This window comes from Streptomyces sp. NPDC003720, assembly GCF_042875075.1.
Taxonomy (GTDB): Bacteria; Actinomycetota; Actinomycetes; order Streptomycetales; family Streptomycetaceae; genus Streptomyces.
In genome coordinates this window covers 107,773-123,693 of record NZ_JBIANZ010000007.1, presented here as the reverse complement: position 1 = coordinate 123,693, position 15,921 = coordinate 107,773, and the positions used below count along the sequence as shown (strand labels likewise).

The 15,921-nt window shown below is 72.9% G+C and carries 15 protein-coding genes; 2 read left to right on the top strand and 13 right to left on the bottom strand.

The genetic code is table 11. The features are described from left to right. Positions 1-65: 65 nt before the first annotated feature. The 7 genes from ACFYU0_RS20455 to ACFYU0_RS20425 all read right to left on the bottom strand — a co-directional run bounded on the left by ACFYU0_RS20455 (position 66) and on the right by ACFYU0_RS20425 (position 6,856). On the bottom strand, positions 66-1,751 hold the full coding sequence (locus tag ACFYU0_RS20455) for a DoxX family protein (RefSeq protein WP_389303036.1): 1,686 nt from the start codon (positions 1,749-1,751) through the stop codon (positions 66-68). Positions 1,752-1,904: 153 nt separating this feature from the next. Further along, positions 1,905-2,846, bottom strand: a complete 942-nt coding sequence (rlmB, locus tag ACFYU0_RS20450; RefSeq protein WP_389303034.1) for a 23S rRNA (guanosine(2251)-2'-O)-methyltransferase RlmB — start codon at positions 2,844-2,846, stop codon at positions 1,905-1,907. A 96-nt stretch (positions 2,847-2,942) separates the two neighbouring features. Beyond that, positions 2,943-4,343 (bottom strand): cysteine--tRNA ligase, encoded by a 1,401-nt coding sequence (gene cysS, locus ACFYU0_RS20445; RefSeq protein WP_351666050.1) that lies wholly within the window; start codon positions 4,341-4,343, stop codon positions 2,943-2,945. Positions 4,344-4,387: 44 nt separating this feature from the next. Then, the gene (locus tag ACFYU0_RS20440; RefSeq protein ID WP_199211034.1) at positions 4,388-4,792 is read right to left on the bottom strand and encodes a TIGR03618 family F420-dependent PPOX class oxidoreductase; all 405 of its coding nucleotides are present in this window, start codon (positions 4,790-4,792) and stop codon (positions 4,388-4,390) included. A 55-nt stretch (positions 4,793-4,847) separates the two neighbouring features. Beyond that, positions 4,848-5,342: a 2-C-methyl-D-erythritol 2,4-cyclodiphosphate synthase gene (gene ispF, locus ACFYU0_RS20435; protein ID WP_351666051.1), complete on the bottom strand. Its 495-nt coding sequence runs from the start codon at positions 5,340-5,342 to the stop codon at positions 4,848-4,850. After that, positions 5,332-6,084 carry a 2-C-methyl-D-erythritol 4-phosphate cytidylyltransferase gene (ispD, locus tag ACFYU0_RS20430; RefSeq protein ID WP_351666052.1) on the bottom strand — a complete coding sequence of 251 codons (753 nt, stop codon included), beginning with the start codon at positions 6,082-6,084 and terminating at the stop codon, positions 5,332-5,334. The genes ispF and ispD overlap by 11 nt, the downstream gene beginning before the upstream one ends. A gap of 289 nt (positions 6,085-6,373) precedes the next feature. Continuing rightward, a complete protein-coding gene (locus ACFYU0_RS20425; RefSeq protein WP_003953493.1) occupies positions 6,374-6,856 on the bottom strand; it encodes a CarD family transcriptional regulator in 483 nt (160 codons plus the stop codon). Positions 6,857-7,493: 637 nt separating this feature from the next. Between ACFYU0_RS20425 and ACFYU0_RS20420 the strand changes: the two genes are divergently transcribed. Further along, on the top strand, positions 7,494-8,195 hold the full coding sequence (locus ACFYU0_RS20420) for a DUF461 domain-containing protein (RefSeq protein WP_351666053.1): 702 nt from the start codon (positions 7,494-7,496) through the stop codon (positions 8,193-8,195). 102 nt (positions 8,196-8,297) lie between these two features. On the opposite strand, the gene ACFYU0_RS20415 is transcribed toward ACFYU0_RS20420, so the two are convergent. After that, positions 8,298-8,978 (bottom strand): response regulator transcription factor, encoded by a 681-nt coding sequence (locus ACFYU0_RS20415; protein ID WP_010358452.1) that lies wholly within the window; start codon positions 8,976-8,978, stop codon positions 8,298-8,300. Further along, positions 8,975-10,276 carry an ATP-binding protein gene (locus ACFYU0_RS20410; protein WP_351666054.1) on the bottom strand — a complete coding sequence of 434 codons (1,302 nt, stop codon included), beginning with the start codon at positions 10,274-10,276 and terminating at the stop codon, positions 8,975-8,977. The genes ACFYU0_RS20415 and ACFYU0_RS20410 overlap by 4 nt, the downstream gene beginning before the upstream one ends. Positions 10,277-10,512: 236 nt before the next feature. On the opposite strand from ACFYU0_RS20410, the gene phoU reads away from it, so the two are divergent. Further along, positions 10,513-11,202, top strand: a complete 690-nt coding sequence (phoU, locus tag ACFYU0_RS20405; protein ID WP_351666055.1) for a phosphate signaling complex protein PhoU — start codon at positions 10,513-10,515, stop codon at positions 11,200-11,202. 395 nt (positions 11,203-11,597) lie between these two features. Here phoU and ACFYU0_RS20400 read toward each other — a convergent pair whose 3' ends face one another. The 4 genes from ACFYU0_RS20400 to ACFYU0_RS20385 form a co-directional block, all read right to left on the bottom strand. Beyond that, on the bottom strand, positions 11,598-12,797 hold the full coding sequence (locus ACFYU0_RS20400; RefSeq protein WP_389303030.1) for an ANTAR domain-containing protein: 1,200 nt from the start codon (positions 12,795-12,797) through the stop codon (positions 11,598-11,600). Between the two features lie 257 nt (positions 12,798-13,054). Further along, positions 13,055-13,786: a GAF and ANTAR domain-containing protein gene (locus ACFYU0_RS20395; protein WP_389303027.1), complete on the bottom strand. Its 732-nt coding sequence runs from the start codon at positions 13,784-13,786 to the stop codon at positions 13,055-13,057. Next, positions 13,783-14,607, bottom strand: a complete 825-nt coding sequence (locus ACFYU0_RS20390) for a GAF and ANTAR domain-containing protein (RefSeq protein ID WP_389303026.1) — start codon at positions 14,605-14,607, stop codon at positions 13,783-13,785. The genes ACFYU0_RS20395 and ACFYU0_RS20390 overlap by 4 nt, the downstream gene beginning before the upstream one ends. Before the next feature lie 418 nt (positions 14,608-15,025). After that, positions 15,026-15,487: a hypothetical protein gene (locus tag ACFYU0_RS20385; RefSeq protein WP_351666059.1), complete on the bottom strand. Its 462-nt coding sequence runs from the start codon at positions 15,485-15,487 to the stop codon at positions 15,026-15,028. Positions 15,488-15,921 lie beyond the last annotated feature (434 nt).

Genomic DNA, 15,921 nt, shown 5'->3' with positions numbered 1-15,921 from the left:
CGAGCCGAGCGAAGGGCCCGTACCGCGCCGGTACGGGCCCTTCGGTGTTCGTCGCGACGGGCGCGCTAGCCCAGCAGGCCGCCCACCAGGCCCGGCTGGCCGGAGGAGGTGCTGCCGCCCGAACCGGTGCCGCCGGTCGAGCCGCCGCCGCCCGTCGAGCCGCCGCCGGTGCTGGTCGGGCCCGCCGTGGTGCTCGGGGCTCCGCCGCCGGTCGGGGAGGTCGGGCGGGGCGGGATCCGGCCGGTGGTGCCCTGGGTCTGGCTGGGCGTCGTCGTGGTGGTGCCGGCGCTGCTGCGGCTCGCGCCGGGCGTGCTCGCCGCACCGGACGGGCCGGTGGTGGCGCCCCCGCTGGGCGCCCTGGAGGCCGGCGGGGACGACCGCCGGTCCTGGCCGGGCTTGTGCGGGAGCGGGGAGCCGGGCACGTTGTTGCGCGGGGCCTCGCCGGGGCCCGGGACGACCACCCGGCTGGAGTCGCGCACCGCACCGCCCAGCAGGGAGCCGACGAGCAGGGTGAGACCGACGGTGACGGCGGTGACGAGGGCGCCGCGGCGCAGGACGTAGCGGCGCAGCTCCCAGATGTCGGAGCGGGGCCCGAGCCTGCGCCAGGCGCTGCCGGCCAGCCGGCCGTCGACCGAGTACACCGGGGCGCCGGCGATGACCAGCGGGGACCAGGCGGCGAGGTAGATGATGTCGGGCGCGTCGTAGGCCGGGACCGTCTTCCAGCTCACGGTGACGATCAGCGCGGCGGAGAGCAGGGCGCCCACGACGGCCGCGACCCGCTGCCAGCAGCCGGCGATGGTCAGGACGCCGACGACCACCTGCAGGAAGGCGATGACCAGCCCGGAGCCGATGGGGTGGTGCAGGGCGAACTGGCGCAGCGGCTCGGCGACTTCCCACGGGTGCAGGGTGTTGAGCCAGGTGACCATGGAGCCGCGCTTGCCGCCGTCGAAGTAGACGGGGTCGCACAGCTTGCCCATGCCGGCGTAGATGGAGATGAAGCCGAGGAAGATGCGCAGCGGGAGCAGGACGACGCCGAGGTTCATCCGGCGGCCCGGGTAGTAGGCGTGCCGGGCCGGGTCGTCGCTGTGCCGCCTGCCGCGGCGGGGGCGGTCGCCGGCCGTCTCCGCCGAGTCCTCGTAGTCTTCGAACTCGTCGTCGCAGTCCGGCTGTTCGTAGCCGGAGTCGCCGTACGCCGACTCGGCGTAGCCCGGTTCGTCGTAGACGCTGCCGCCGCCGCGCAGGGGCGGCAGCAGCCGGGTGCCGTCGTCGGAGGAGGTGCGCTGGTGGCCGACGACGGGGGTCTCCACGGTCCCGTCGAGGTCGCCGTAGCCGTCCGGGTACCCGCCGCCGACACGCGGGATGACCTGGGTGGCGCCGGCCAGGCCGGGCTCCTCGGTGTGGCGGACGCTGCTGCCCCGCACGGCCTGGAGCAGCCGGTGGGCGCCGGTGTCGTCGGGGGCGGACCTGCCGCTCCACACGACGGGCCGGCGGCGCCCGGCCGCCCCGGCCCGGCCCGCCGCGCCCACGGACGGCATGCGGGCGGTGTCCTGGGCGGCACTCAGGTGGCGGGCGATCCGCGGGGACTGGCTGCGCCTCGACGACGCGCCCAGCTGCACGCGGAAACTGGCGTGGGTGACGATGACCTGCGCCGGATCGCTCGGCACCTTCACCATGCTCAGCGCGGGAGCGTCGTCGTACCCCGACGAGCGGTCCCCCGTGGGTGTGCGGGGTGTTCTGGTGTCCACACTCATCTAACCGAGTGACGTGGAGTTAGGACACTGCCACGACGGGGCGGATGTGTCCGGACTCCGTCAAAGGTGTCCCGAACACCCCATGGACACCTGAATTCCCCCGTGCGAGTGAAGCCGCGGACGGGTGTTCAGGCCCGTCCGCGTGACGTCGCGTCAGCTACGGCGGCTCGCCGCCTCGTACAGCACGATGCCCGCCGCCACACCGGCGTTCAGCGACTCCGCGCCACCCGGCATCGGGATGCGGACCCGGTAGTCGCAGGTCTCGCCGACCAGGCGGGACAGGCCCTTGCCCTCGGAGCCGACCACGATGACCACCGGACCGCCCAGCGCCTCCAGGTCGCCGAGCTCCACCTCGCCGTCGGCCGCGAGGCCGACGACCGTGATGCCGGCCTTCTTGCAGGCCTCCAGGGTGCGGGTGAGGTTGGTGGCGCGGGCGACCGGGGTGCGGGCCGCCGTGCCGGCCGAGGTCTTCCAGGCGCCGGCGGTCATGCCGGCCGAGCGGCGCTCGGGGACGACCACGCCGTGCCCGCCGAAGGCGGAGACGGAGCGGACCACGGCGCCGAGGTTGCGCGGGTCGGTGACGCCGTCGAGGGCGACGATCAGCGGGTCCTCGCCCGCGTCGTAGGCCGCCGCCGTGAGGTCCTCGGGGTGCGCGTACTCGTACGGCGGGACCTGCAGGACCAGGCCCTGGTGGTTCAGGCCGTTGGTCATCCGGTCCAGCTCCGGGCGCGGGGCCTCCATGAGGTTGATCCCGCCGCGCTCGCCGGCGAGCTGGAGGGCCTCGCGCACCCGCTCGTCGTTGTCGATGAACTGCTGCACGTAGAGCGTGGACGCGGGCACGCCCTCGCGCAGCGCCTCGACGACCGGGTTGCGGCCGACGACCAGCTCGGAGGCGGACTTGCCGCCGCGGCCCCGGGCCACGGGGCGGCGCACGGCCTGCTTCGCCTTCGCGTTGGCGACGCGGTTCTTCTTGTGGCCCTTGCGCATCTCGGCGGGCGGGGTCGGGCCCCGGCCTTCGAGGCCCTTGCGCCGCTGGCCGCCACTGCCGACCTGCGCGCCCTTCTTGCCGGACATGCGGCGGTTGTTCGCGGCCATGACCTACCTGTTCTCTGACGGAAGTGTTCGTACGTCTATGCAGTGTGCCGCCCGGAGGGCCGGACGGCACAATCGATCACCGGATCGCCCGCCGCTTCAGCGCGGGCCGAGGCTCCAGCGCGGACCCTGCGGGCTGTCCTCGATGACCAGTCCGGCCTGCCCCAGCTGGTCGCGGATGGCGTCGGCGGTGGCCCAGTCCTTGCGCGCGCGGGCGGACTCGCGCTGCCCGAGGACGAGCCGGACGAGGCTGTCGACGACGCCGTGCAGGTCGTCGCCCCGGTCGCCCTCGCCGGCCCACCGGGGGTCCAGCGGGTCGAGGCCGAGGACGCCGAGCATGGCCCGCACCTCGGCGAGCCGGGCGACGGCGGCCTCCTTGTCGTCGGCGGCCAGCGCGCTGTTGCCCTGCCGGACGGTGGTGTGCACCACGGCGAGGGCCTGCGGGACGCCGAGGTCGTCGTCCATGGCGTCGGCGAACGCGGGCGGGACCTCGGCGGCGGGCTCGACCACTCCCCCGGCCAGTTCCACCACGCGCTGCACGAAGCCCTCGATGCGCGCGTACGCCGACTCGGCCTCGCGCAGCGCCTCCTCGCTGTACTCGATCATCGACCGGTAGTGCGGGGTGCCGAGGTAGTAGCGCAGGACGACCGGGCGCCACTGCTTGACCATCTCGGAGACCAGGACGCTGTTGCCGAGCGACTTGGACATCTTGTCGCCGGCCATGGTGACCCAGGCGTTGTGCACCCAGTACCGGGCGAAGTCGTCGCCGTAGGCCTTGGCCTGGGCGATCTCGTTCTCGTGGTGCGGGAAGATCAGGTCCAGGCCGCCGCCGTGGATGTCGAAGGCGCTGCCCAGGTACTTGTGGGCCATGGCGGAGCACTCCAGGTGCCAGCCGGGCCGGCCCGGGCCCCACGGGGTGGGCCAGGTGGGCTCGCCCGGCTTGGCCGCCTTCCACATGGCGAAGTCACGCGGGTCCCGCTTACCGGTCTCGCCCTCGCCGGACGGCTGGAGCAGGTTGTCCAGCTCCTGCCGGGACAGCTCCAGGTAGCGCGGGAAGGACCGCACGTCGAAGTAGACGTTGCCGTCGGCCGCGTAGGCGTGCCCGCGCTCGATGAGGCCCTGCATCATCTCGACCATCTCGGTGACGTGGCCGGTGGCGCGGGGCTCGTAGGTGGGCGGGAGGCAGCCGAGGGCGGTGTAGCCGTCGTTGAACGCGCGCTCGTTCTCGTAGCCGATCGACCACCAGGGCCGGTTCTGCTCCGCTGCCTTGGCGATGATCTTGTCGTCGATGTCGGTGACGTTGCGGATGAACGTCACCTCGTAGCCGCGGTACTCGAACCAGCGGCGCATGATGTCGAAGTTCAGGCCCGAGCGGATGTGCCCGATGTGCGGAGCCGCCTGCACGGTCGCGCCACAGAGGTAGATCGAGACACAACCCGGCTTGAGCGGGGTGAAGTCGCGGATCTGCCGGGCGTTGGTGTCGTACAGGCGAATAGTCACCACTCCAGGGTAGTGGGCCCGGAGCGGTGCCTCGTGCCGGTTGGCTAGAACATGCCCACGACCTTTTCGGGGGTGATCCGGACGACCACCCGGTCGGCGTCGTCGACGGACGCCGGGTTGAACTCGGCGTACCTCTTTCCGGTGTACTTCACCGACAGTTCGTCGATGAGGTCGTCGGCGCCGTCGGTGGTGAACTCCGCGGTGCCCCGGATCTCCCCGTAGACGTAGGGCATCTCGGGGTCCTGGACGACGACGCTCACCCGGGCGTCGCGGTCCATGTTCTTCTTCTTGCGGCGGTCGACGGTGGTGGAGAACAGGATCTGGTCGCCGTCCCGCTTCACCCACACCGGGGACAGCTGCGGGCTGCCGTCGGGCTGGATCGTGCCGACCACGATGAAGACGGGTCCGTCGAGCAGGGACTTGAGCCGGTCGGACAGGGCGGCGGGCATGGGTACCTCCACAATTTCGGGTCTGCGGTGACTTGGCAGGTACCCTCGCACGCCCTCAGCGCACCCGCACCACGAGCGCGGTGGCGACCGCCATCAGTCCCTCGTCGCGTCCGGGGAAACCGAGCCCGTCCGTCGTCGCGCCGGACACCGACACCGGCGCCCCGGCCGCCTCGGAGAGGATCTTCTGCGCCTCGTCGCGCCGCCTGCCGATCTTCGGGCGGGGCCCGACGACCTGGACGGCGACGTTGCCGATGGTGAACCCCGCCTCGCGGACGATCCGGGCGGCCTCGGTGAGCAGGGTGACGCCGGAGGCGCCGGACCACTCGGGACGGCCGGTGCCGAAGTGCTGTCCGAGGTCGCCGAGGCCGGCCGCGGAGAAGAGCGCGTTGCAGGCGGCGTGGGCGACGACGTCGGCGTCGGAGTGCCCGGCCAGGCCCGGCCCCTCCCCCTCCCACTTCAGTCCGGCGCACCACAGCTCGCGGCCGTCCTCGAAGGCGTGGATGTCGGTGCCGATGCCGACCTGGGGCAGCACGGGGGCGTCAGAAGCCATCGTTGAGCCTCCTGCGGGCCAGGACCGCCTCGGCGAGCACGAGGTCGAGCGGGCGGGTGACCTTGAAGGCCTCCTCATGGCCGGGGACGGTGACGACCCGCCGGCCGAGCTGCTCGACCATGCTCGCGTCGTCCGTGACGTCCTCGGTGACCGTCTCGTGGGCGTGGACCAGGGTCTGCCGGTCGAAGCCCTGGGGCGTCTGCACGGCGCGCAGCCGGGACCGCTCGGGCGTGGCCACCACCGGCTCGGGGTCGCCGGGGACGGCCGCGGGCTCGACCTCCTTGACGGTGTCGGCCAGCGGCAGCGCGGGGACGACGGCGGGCGCGCCGTCGCGCACGGCCTCGATGACCGCGTCCACGGTGTCGACCGGCACCAGTGGGCGGGCCGCGTCGTGCACGAGGACGACGCCGTACTCGGGCGGCAGGGCGTCGAGGCCGAGCCGGACCGACTCCTGGCGGCTGTCCCCGCCGGGCACGACGAGGAAGTCGGTGCGGTCGGGCAGGGCGTGCGCGTCGAGCAGCGACTTGGCCTCGGCGGCGCCGTCGGGCGGCGCGACGACGATCACCAGGGAGACGTGGCGGGACGCGGCGAGGGCGCGCACCGCGTGGATCAGCATGGGCGTGCCGTTCAGCGTGCGCAGCGCCTTGGGGGCGCCCGGGCCGAGGCGTACGCCGCGGCCGGCGGCGGGAATCACGGCGGCGACGGGGATCTGCGCGGGTGCGGGGCGCGAATCGTCAGACATCGGTTCCTGTCAGGTTTGTGTGCTCGACCTACGTGGGTATGGCCTGGGGAGTGCCGGGCACGACCGCTCGACCGGACCCTTCCGTGACCCTGGTCGAGCCGTCTGCCCGGGCCCGGCACACCAAGTATCGGGGGACCTCACCCGAGATGAACGGCAGGCGCTCGCGGCGGACGGTATGTCCGGGTACGAACATGCCGCAGCGCCCGGCGACATGGTGAGTGTCATCGGGCACCGCGGCATCTTCACTGTGCTGAGCGAGTCGACGGCGGCGGGTGCCGTCCGTCGCGCGTCAGGAGGCGAGCACCTCGTCGAGCAGGGCCTCGGCCTTGTCCTCGTTGGTGTTCTCCGCGAGGGCGAGCTCGCTCACCAGGATCTGGCGGGCCTTGGCGAGCATGCGCTTCTCGCCGGCGGAGAGTCCGCGCTCGCGCTCGCGACGCCACAGGTCACGCACGACTTCCGCGACCTTGATGACATCGCCGGAGGCGAGCTTCTCCAGGTTTGCCTTGTAGCGACGGGACCAGTTCGTGGGCTCCTCTGCGTACGGCGCGCGCAGTACCTCGAAGACCCGGTCCAGCCCGTCCTGACCGACCACATCACGCACGCCGACGAACTCCGCATTGTCCGCTGGCACACGCACCGTGAGGTCACCCTGGGCGACCTTCAGCACCAAGTAGGTCTTGTCCACGCCTTTGATCTGACGAGTTTCGATGGCCTCGATCAGCGCGGCCCCGTGATGGGGATAGACCACGGTGTCGCCAACCTTGAACGTCATGTGACAGGTACCCCTTCCGTGGCTATCCAGGGTAACACGGATACGGCGTGTTCTGAATGGCGTTTTCGCAGGTCAGGGCATATCTCGGGGCTTGACAACAGCAACAGGAACGTGCTGCGAGGGTGGCGTCCGAGCCGGAAGGCGGCGGGAATTCGCAGGTCGGAGGGGCTCTTCGGGCGAGGCGAAACACGTACGCCACACACGCGCCGAGCCGCCTCCAGAAGGCTGAACGTCCCGATATGTCCGCTCCCAAGCGTACGACTTCCGCTACTCCGTTCGGCGGCGGGGGTCGGGTCCGGGACGATTCCGGAATTGATCACAACGGCCGGGAAGGGCGGTCGGTGATCAATATCCGGGGTGGTCGCGCATTCCTTCACGGAAATTTCGCGCAGCGTGTTGCCGGGATGCGGACCCCGGCGTCACGGGCGCGTTATACGAATGCGGACGGCCCGCTCCGGCAATGTGACCGGCGGGTCGCTTCCGGCCGCGGGGTACCCCCAGCCGGAGGGAAGCGGGGCGCTTGGGGGAGGGTCGGGTGCGATCGCGTGGGAACGGCTCGGTAACCTGAGGCCGCTGACAGACACTTAGGGCGGCTTTATACGGGAGCCGCCCCTGCGTTCAAGGAGATGCCGCCGCCGTGAGCAGCAGCCTTCGACGCGGCGCCCTCGGCGCCGCCGCCATCGCCTTCTCGGTCGCCTCGCTCGCCGCGTGCGGCTCCGGCAACGACGCCCAGACTCTGCAGATCAAGCCGGACAACGCGGCGACCAGCGTCGGGAACATCAAGGTCCAGAACGCCACGGTCATCACGCAGCCCGACCTGACGTCCACCGGTCCCGCCGTCGTGTCCGCGACCATCTTCAACACCGGCAAGACCGCCGAGACGCTGCAGTCGATCGCCGTCCCGGGCACCGGCAAGACCGCCACGCTGCACCCCGCCAAGGGCCAGAGCCTGACCATCCCGCCGCAGGGCTCGCTGATCCTCGGCGGCAAGGACAACGCCTCCGCGGTGCTGGAGAGCAGCCGCGAGGCGGTCCGGGACGGCAACGCCCAGAAGGTCACCTTCACCTTCGACAAGGCCGGTGACGTGAGCCTGCGCGCCTTCGTGGTGCCGGCCACCAGCTACTTCAGCGGCTGGGGCCCGAGCGAGGTCCCGTCGGCCTCCGCCTCCGCGGCTCCGGGCGCGAACGCCTCCGGCAAGGGCAAGGGCAAGAACGACAAGGCGAGCGCCTCGGCGAGCGCCTCGGACGCCGCGTCCGTCTCGGGCGGTGACGCCGCCGGCGGCGACGCCACCGGCGCCACCCCGAGCGACTCCGCGTCGCAGTCGGCCGCCGGCAACTGAGCAGCCGCGACACGAAGGGCGGCACCCCGTACGGGGTGCCGCCCTTCGTCGTGTCCGCGTGTCCGCCCGCCGGCAGCCTCACCGGTCGTCGGGCCTGCCGGTCTACGGCTCGAACTTGTAGCCCAGGCCCCGCACCGTCACCAGGTACCGGGGCGCCCCGGGGTCCGGCTCGATCTTCGCCCGCAGACGCTTGACGTGGACGTCGAGCGTCTTGGTGTCGCCCACGTAGTCGGCGCCCCAGACCCGGTCGATGAGCTGCATGCGGGTCAGGACGCGGCCCGCGTTGCGCAGCAGCATCTCCAGCAGGTCGAACTCCTTCAGCGGGAGGTCGACCTTGGAGCCGGAGACCGTCACCACGTGCCGGTCGACGTCCATGCGGACCGGACCGGCCTCCAGGGCGGCCGGGGTGACCTCCTCCGGCTCGCCGCGGCGGCGCAGCACCGCGCGGATGCGGGCGACCAGCTCGCGGGAGGAGAAGGGCTTGGTGACGTAGTCGTCGGCTCCTATCTCGAGCCCCACGACCTTGTCGATCTCGCTGTCCTTCGCGGTCACCATGATCACGGGGACGTTGGAGCGGCCGCGCAGCTGACGGCACACCTCGGTACCGGGCAGACCCGGCAGCATCAGGTCGAGGAGAACGAGGTCGGCGCCGTTGCGCTCGAACTCGTCGAGTCCGTCGGGGCCGGTGGCCGCGACTGCGACCTCGAAGCCCTCCTTGCGGAGCATGTACGACAGGGCGTCGGAGAAGGACTCCTCGTCCTCGACGACGAGCACTCGGGTCACGGAAGGACCTCCGGGGCGGGAAGCGGTTCGTAAGGAGATGAGTCGGGCGCGCCGCCGGCCTCGTCATCGAGGTCGGGGTGCTGCTGTGCGCGGTCGCGGGCCACGCCCGCCTCCGGCAGCCTGAGGGTGAACGTGGAGCCCTGGTTCTCGGCGCTCCACACCGTGACCTCCCCGCCGTGCGAGGCAACCACGTGCTTGACGATCGCGAGACCCAGACCGGTGCCTCCGGTGGCCCGGGAGCGGGCCGGGTCGACGCGGTAGAAGCGCTCGAAGATGCGCTCCTTGTCCCGGTCGGAGATGCCGATGCCCTGGTCGGTGACGGCCAGTTCGATCAGGTCGCCGCCGGGGGCGCTGACCCGGCGGGCGGCGATGCCGACGCGGGTGCGGGCCGGGGAGTAGTTGACGGCGTTCTCGACCAGGTTGCCGAGCGCGGCGGCGAGCTGGCCGCGGTTGCCCCAGACGTGCAGGTCGGCGCCGTCCTCGCGCCGTCCGCCGCCGGTCTGGTCGGGCCCTTCGGGGGACCACACGTTCGAGGCCATGGTGATCTGCTTGGCGCCTGCCTGGTGGCGGCAGCGGTCGACGGCCTCGGCGACCAGCTCGTCCACCCGGACCGGCTCGGCGTCCTCGAGGGGATCGTCGTTCTGCACCCGGGACAGGTCGATGAGCTCCTGGACCAGGTTGGTCAGCCGGGTCGCCTCGATCTGCATGCGGCCGGCGAAGCGCTGGACGGCCTCGGGGTCGTCGGAGGCGTCCATGACGGCCTCGGAGAGCAGGGAGAGCGCGCCGACGGGCGTCTTCAGCTCATGGCTCACGTTGGCCACGAAGTCGCGCCGCACGGCCTCGATCCTGCGGGCCTCGGTCAGGTCCTCGACCAGCAGCAGGACCAGCCGGGAGCCGAGCGGGGCCACGCGCGCGGAGACGGCGAGCGCCTCGCCGCGTCCGGTGCCGCGCCGGGGCAGGTCCAGTTCGACCTGGCGTATCTCGCCGTCGCGTCTGGTGTCCCGCGCCATCTGCAGCATCGGCTCGACGGAGAGCCTGCCGCCGCGGACCAGCCCGAGGGCGTACGCGGCGGAGCTGGCCTTGACGACGGCGTCGGCCTCGTCGAGGACGACGGCCGAGGAGCGGAGCACGGACAGCACGGTGTCCACGCCGGGCGGGAGTACGGCATCGGTGTGCAAGGAAGTCCTGGTGGGTCGCTTCTGGTCGCGTTCGCTCCAGCGGAACGCCAGCATGGCGATGACACCGGTGAGCACCCCGGCGATCGCTGCCGCTGCGGCGACCGCCGCGTTCACGTCCATGCCACAAGGTTAGGCATGGCGTGCGACGTGACCACAGCCGTCGAGGTGCGACCTCGAACACTCGTCGCCCAGAGTTCACCTTGGAGCCAGGACCGGTTCATTTGGGGTGGCGGAAACGGACGCGTACGGGGCAGAACGTGGGAGCGTGGGGTTCATACCGCCGGTCACGCCACGGGGCGCCTGGTGTCACGGCCCCCGGGAACCCCGAAGGAAGAACGTACGAGAGGGAATCTCTGATGCGGGACGCGTACCACGAGGAACTTGACTCGATCGGCGACAGCCTGGTGGAGATGGCCCGGCTGGTCGGGTCGGCGATCGGGCGCGCCACGACCGCCATCCTCGACACCGACCTGAAGCTGGCCGAGAACGTCATCGAGGCCGACAAGAAGGTCGACGAGCTCCAGCACGACCTGGAGGCCCGGGCGATAGCCCTGCTCGCCCGCCAGCAGCCGGTCGCGACGGATCTGCGGATCGTCGTCACCTCGCTGCGCATGTCGGCCGACCTGGAGCGCTCCGGCGACCTCGCCCAGCACGTGGCGAAGCTGGCCCGGCTGCGCTTCCCCGAGCGCGCGGTGCCGTACGACCTGCACGCCACGATCCTGGAGATGGGCCAGCTCGCCCAGCGCCTGATGGCGAAGGCGGCCGAGGTGCTCATCACCAAGGACGTCGACCTCGCGATGCAGCTCGAGCAGGACGACGACGAGATGGACCTGCTGCACCGCACCCTCTTCCAGCACCTGATCGACGACCGCTGGAAGCACGGCATCGAGACCGCCGTCGACGTCACCCTGCTGGGCCGGTACTACGAGCGCTACGCCGACCACGCGGTGGCCGTCGCCAAGCGGGTCGTCTACCTGGTGACGGGCGAGCACGCGGACGACCTGCAGCAGGACATCCAGCCGGTGACCAAGGTCGAGGGGGCGTAGCGCCTCCCGCCGGATCGAGCCGGTCTCCCGGCCGGATCGCGACCGGCTCGCGGGGAGGCCGGGCGGGGCGGCCGGACGCCTCGATGCGCCGTTGATGCGCCCGGCGGAACGGGCATGGAATGGGCGAAGGCATTTTGCCGAGCCTCTGAGGAGGGGACCCATGGCCGAATCCCCCGGCACCACGCCCGATCCCACGCAAGCGCGTGAGTCGGACCAGCCCACCGAGAGCAGGCACCTCCCGCTCGTCGCCGCGTGCGGCTGCGGATCGGGCTGTGGCTGCGGGTGCCAGTCGGGCGCTCCCTGCCAGTGCGGCTGACCCGGACGAACGCCGAGGGGCCGGTGTGAACCCGTTTCACACCGGCCCCTCGGCGTTCCCGCCGCTCACGCGTCGGCGTTCAGGGCGCCTGCGCGCTGCGGTGCAGGTCCTCCAGCGCGTCCAGCACCGTGGACGTCCGGTACCAGTCGAGCCAGGCCCCCGCCTCCCGGGCGACCAGGTCAAGGGCGTCCAGTTCGGCGCCGGTGAAGTCGTGGCCCGGCTGGGCGTGGTGGGTGGAGAACATGCCCTGCGCGCGGCCGGCGGGGCCGGGGATGGGCGTGCACTGCACCGAGCGGCTGTGCGCGGCGAGCGCCGCGGCGCGTGAGGGCTCGTCGAAGTCCGGGGCGCTGGCCACGTCGTCCACGACGACCCGCTCGCTCTTACGGGCCGCCTGGCCGCAGGGGGTCGTGGTGCCGTCGACCACCGCGAAGAAGTGCACGAAGTCGGCGGGGAAACCGCAGTGGGACTCCAGGCGCAGCGTGTTGTCGCAGGGGTCCAGGAGCTGGACGTTCGCCATGTCGGTGTGGGTGATCGCGCAGGCGGTGTCGCGGAGCGCGTCCAGGAACACGTGCAGCGGCAGCGCCTGGCCGACGGGCAGGGGCAGGAAACCGACGGCCGGCTCGGCGGGGTGCGCGCGCCCGGGGAACCAGGGCTCGCCGGAGCGCGGCGGCTCGGCCTGCACCAGTGCACCGGCCAGCCGGACCGCCCGCATCCCGTGCCGCCGGGCCACCGTGCGCAGCAGCGTGCCGGCGGTGTCCGGGCCGGGCAGGCCGTAGCGCTCCACGAGCACGCCCTGCGCGCGGGCGACCACGGCGTGCGTGAGCAGGCGGTGCCGCAGTTCCACGGCGTCGGTGCGCGCGAACGGCGGTGCCGGCGACGGCTCCGGGGCCGCCGCGGCCGCGGCGATGACCCCGGCGAGCGCTTCGGACACCGACGCGTACAGCTCGGGCCCGGCCCGGCCGGCCCGCTCGAGGGCCGCCCCGGTCCGGGCGAGCACGGCGGCCGCCTGGGCGGTGCAGCCGGTCAGGCGCAGCGGGCGGCCCAGGTCGGCCGACTCCTCGGCGAACCGGTACAGGACTTCGGCGCCCGCGGGCTCCAGCCGGTACAGCCCGGTCAGGTCGACGACGAGCTGGGCGGGGCCGGGCGCGGCGAGGGCGGCGGCGAGACCGGCACTGGTCGTGGCGTCGGCGACGCCGTGCAGGGCGAGCACCGTGAGTCTGCCGGTGGCCAGTCCGGGGACCGCCAGGTCGGCCACGGTCTCGCAGGAGAACTGTTGCATGGCCGCTCCCTGCGCTGGGGGGCGACGGGACCTGCGGGCCTCGCTGCCGGGCGCTTCCCGGCACTTCTCAGCGTAGTCGCGCCCGGACGGGACGGCAGATCCTCGGTGGGTCAGGGGGCGGGGCGGGACTGGTCCCGGGGTGTGAGGTCCGCTCCCCCAGCACCCGCCGCCCCTCTCCAACGGACCCGCCCCCCGAAAGCCCTCGGCTGCGCCCCTGCGCACGAGAGCGACACCCGCGGCGAACCGGGGTGCGGGCGTCAGCTCCGGGGCGTGATCACGGCGTCCGGGGCGAGGGTGCGGCGGATCAGGGCGTGCGCGGTGTCGACGAGGCGCTGGTGCCGGTCCCGGGAGTACGCGCGCAGCAGGCCGTGGGCCTCGGTCAGGGAGACGCCCGCCGTCTCGGCGATCATCCCGGTGGCCATGCTGACCGCCGCGCGGCCGGCCAGCGCGGCCTGGACGCTGCTGGCGACGTCCGTGGCCCGCAGCGGGTCCGGGGTCCAGTTGACCAGCGCGACGGCCGACACGTCCGCGAGCGCCTGGGCCAGGTCCAGCTCCAGCGGGGCGAGCCCGCCCGGCCTGCGCAGCAGCAGGTTGACCGCGCCCACGGTCTGCCCGTGGACGCGCAACGGCAGCGCGTGCGCCGCGCGGAAGCCGCTGTTCAGGGCGAACGGGACGACCAGGGGCCAGCGGTCGGTGTCGGCGGCGAGGTCCCGGGCGTCGACGCGGTGCCCCCCGCGGAAGCAGTCCAGACAGGGCCCCTCGTCCGTCTGCAGCTCGAACAGCTCCAGGAAGCCGGCCTGGTCGTCGGTGACCGCGAGCGTGCGCAGATCGCCGCGGGCGGTGACGGCCATGATCCCGACCGCGTCCGCCCCGGTGATCTCGACGCAGTGCTGGGCCAGCCGGTCGACGAGCACGACCGGGTCGACGTCGTCGGCGAAGGAGTCGGCCAGCCCGACGAGCGCCTCGGCGAGCTGCTGTTCCCGGCTCATGACCGGTCACCGTCCCTTCCCTGCTCGTCGTCGGGGTCGTCCGGTTCCGGCTGGAAGCGGAGCTTGCGGGCCAGGACGTCCCGGGCCACCTGGCTGACCGTACGGCCCTCGGCGAAGGCGCGGGCGCGCATGCGGTCCAGGGCCTGCTCGGGGTCCACTTCGATCTGCACCATCACCATGCCGACCGCCTGGTAGACCTCGGTGTGGTCCGCTTCCGAGGCCTCCACCCAGGACGCTACCCCCTCCTCCGCCTCGTCATCGGTCCCGTAGGCGGGCTGCACGCTCATCAAGGCGTAGGTGACCGCGTCGCGCACCCACAGCGCGGTCCGCAGATCGGGTTCGGACAGGCCGCCCACCTGGTCGCAGTACAGGTCGAGGGTGCCGACGGCGGCGCCGCTGACCCCGAGGGGGAGGGAGAACACCGCGAGCACGCCCAGCCCGGCCGCCTCGTGCGCGAAGACCGGCCAGCGCCGGGCGTCACGGCCCGCGGTCAGGTCGGCGGCGATCACCGGCGCGCCCTGGTCCAGGGCGGTCTGGCAGGGGCCGTCGCCCAGGGTGTACTGCAGTTCGGCGAGCCGTGCCGCGACGCGGTCGCTGGCGCACCAGGTCACCTGGACGCCGCGTCCCCCGGAGATCGACACGGAGGCGCCGGTCACCGGCAGCAGACGTACGCACGCCTGGCACAGCGCCTCCGGCATCCGCTGCGGGTCGTCCCGCACCGCGCGGGCCGCCGCGGCCAGCGCGTCACTGACATGGATCCGGCTCCTGACATCGGGCGGCACACCACCACCGTCCGGCTGCTCGGGCTGCCCGGGCGGCATGGTCATCACCCCCGTCGGGCCAAGCGGTCAGCAGACATGATCCCTCAGTATCCCGTCCCCGGATCGCTGTCCGGGGCGCTACGGCGGCCGAGTTCCCCGCTCACGGGAAGTAGCACGGAAAATCGCCGAACGCCCGCTTTCCGGAGCCGGACAGCCCGCCGGCCGAGGCGGACGGCCTGCTCGCCGAGAGGACAGCCTGCCAGCCGAGGCGGACAGCCTGCTCACCGAGGGGACAGCCCGCTCGCCGAGGGGACAGCCTGCCAGCCGAGGCGGACAGCCTGCTCACCGAGGGGACAGCCCGCTCGCCGAGGGGACAGCCCGCTCGCCGAGGGGACAGCCCGCTCGCCGAGGGACAGCCCGCTCGCCGCCGGGACCGGCCGCCTGGCGGAGCCGTCCTGAGCGTGGGGTCCTGCGGAGATCACCGGTCCGCTGACGCCGCCACGACCCCGTAGGTGACCAGGCCGTAGGCCAGGTGCGGGATGGCGTCCGAGGCCCAGTCCACCGCGGACCACGTGCGCGGATCGCTCACCCCGAGACCGGCGATCGGAGCGTCCGCCGCCGCCATCGCCAGGGCCCCGGTGAGCGGGCCGCCCAGCCACACCGGTACGCGCGCACCGGCCCGGTGAGCCAGTGCCACGGCCACCCCGGCCGCCACGCCCACGGCGATGCCCGACAGCGCCCCCAGCCCGGTCAGCCGGTTCGCCCGGCCCTCCGACTCCGGGACCGGGTGCCCCAGGCCCGAGCTGACCTTGTCCACCACGGTCTCCGGGGTCCCGCTGGAAGGCCTGCCGCGCAGCGCCATGTCCCCGTACGTCACTGCGTTCAGCGCGGTGGTACCGGCAGCCCCCGCGGCACACCCCCACAAGATGCTCCGGATCATGCCGCTACGGGTTTCCAGAACCCGCGCGGCCGAATCACCAGGGGCCCCACGGTCACCGAGGCGGGTGAAGCATGAGGCGTCCGCGCGGCCATGTGCGCGACGGCGGGAGGTCGGTCAGCGGCACCTCACGCGCGGGTCCGCCCTCTCACCGCGGATCACCCTGCCGGACATGGCCCTGCACGACCCGGAGCCGGGGTCCCGGCTCGCCTACGCCGTACGGGCGCAGGAGAGCCAGCTGGTCGCGCTGTTCTCCGGGAGACCGCACGGGGGACGGCGCGTGACGCCGGATCAGGCACGGCGTGGGGCCGTCGCCTTTAGGGCACTCCTCATCGGCCTCGCCCAGCGTCACCCTGGGCCTCGCGCCACCGAGGACGCTCCTCAACGGGTCGCTGAAGAAAGGCAGATACTGTTCAGCCGCCGATGAGCCGACGCGC

Coding starts and splice junctions, on each gene's coding strand:
- ACFYU0_RS20455 (WP_389303036.1), bottom strand. CDS start 1,751: ATGAGTGTGGACACCAGAACACCCCGCACACCCACGGGGGACCGCTCG.
- rlmB (WP_389303034.1), bottom strand. CDS start 2,846: ATGGCCGCGAACAACCGCCGCATGTCCGGCAAGAAGGGCGCGCAGGTC.
- ACFYU0_RS20440 (WP_199211034.1), bottom strand. CDS start 4,792: ATGCCCGCCGCCCTGTCCGACCGGCTCAAGTCCCTGCTCGACGGACCC.
- ispF (WP_351666051.1), bottom strand. CDS start 5,342: ATGGCTTCTGACGCCCCCGTGCTGCCCCAGGTCGGCATCGGCACCGAC.
- ispD (WP_351666052.1), bottom strand. CDS start 6,084: ATGTCTGACGATTCGCGCCCCGCACCCGCGCAGATCCCCGTCGCCGCC.
- ACFYU0_RS20425 (WP_003953493.1), bottom strand. CDS start 6,856: ATGACGTTCAAGGTTGGCGACACCGTGGTCTATCCCCATCACGGGGCC.
- ACFYU0_RS20410 (WP_351666054.1), bottom strand. CDS start 10,276: ATGGACGTGAACGCGGCGGTCGCCGCAGCGGCAGCGATCGCCGGGGTG.
- phoU (WP_351666055.1), top strand. CDS start 10,513: ATGCGGGACGCGTACCACGAGGAACTTGACTCGATCGGCGACAGCCTG.
- ACFYU0_RS20400 (WP_389303030.1), bottom strand. CDS start 12,797: ATGCAACAGTTCTCCTGCGAGACCGTGGCCGACCTGGCGGTCCCCGGA.
- ACFYU0_RS20395 (WP_389303027.1), bottom strand. CDS start 13,786: ATGAGCCGGGAACAGCAGCTCGCCGAGGCGCTCGTCGGGCTGGCCGAC.
- ACFYU0_RS20390 (WP_389303026.1), bottom strand. CDS start 14,607: ATGCCGCCCGGGCAGCCCGAGCAGCCGGACGGTGGTGGTGTGCCGCCC.
- ACFYU0_RS20385 (WP_351666059.1), bottom strand. CDS start 15,487: ATGATCCGGAGCATCTTGTGGGGGTGTGCCGCGGGGGCTGCCGGTACC.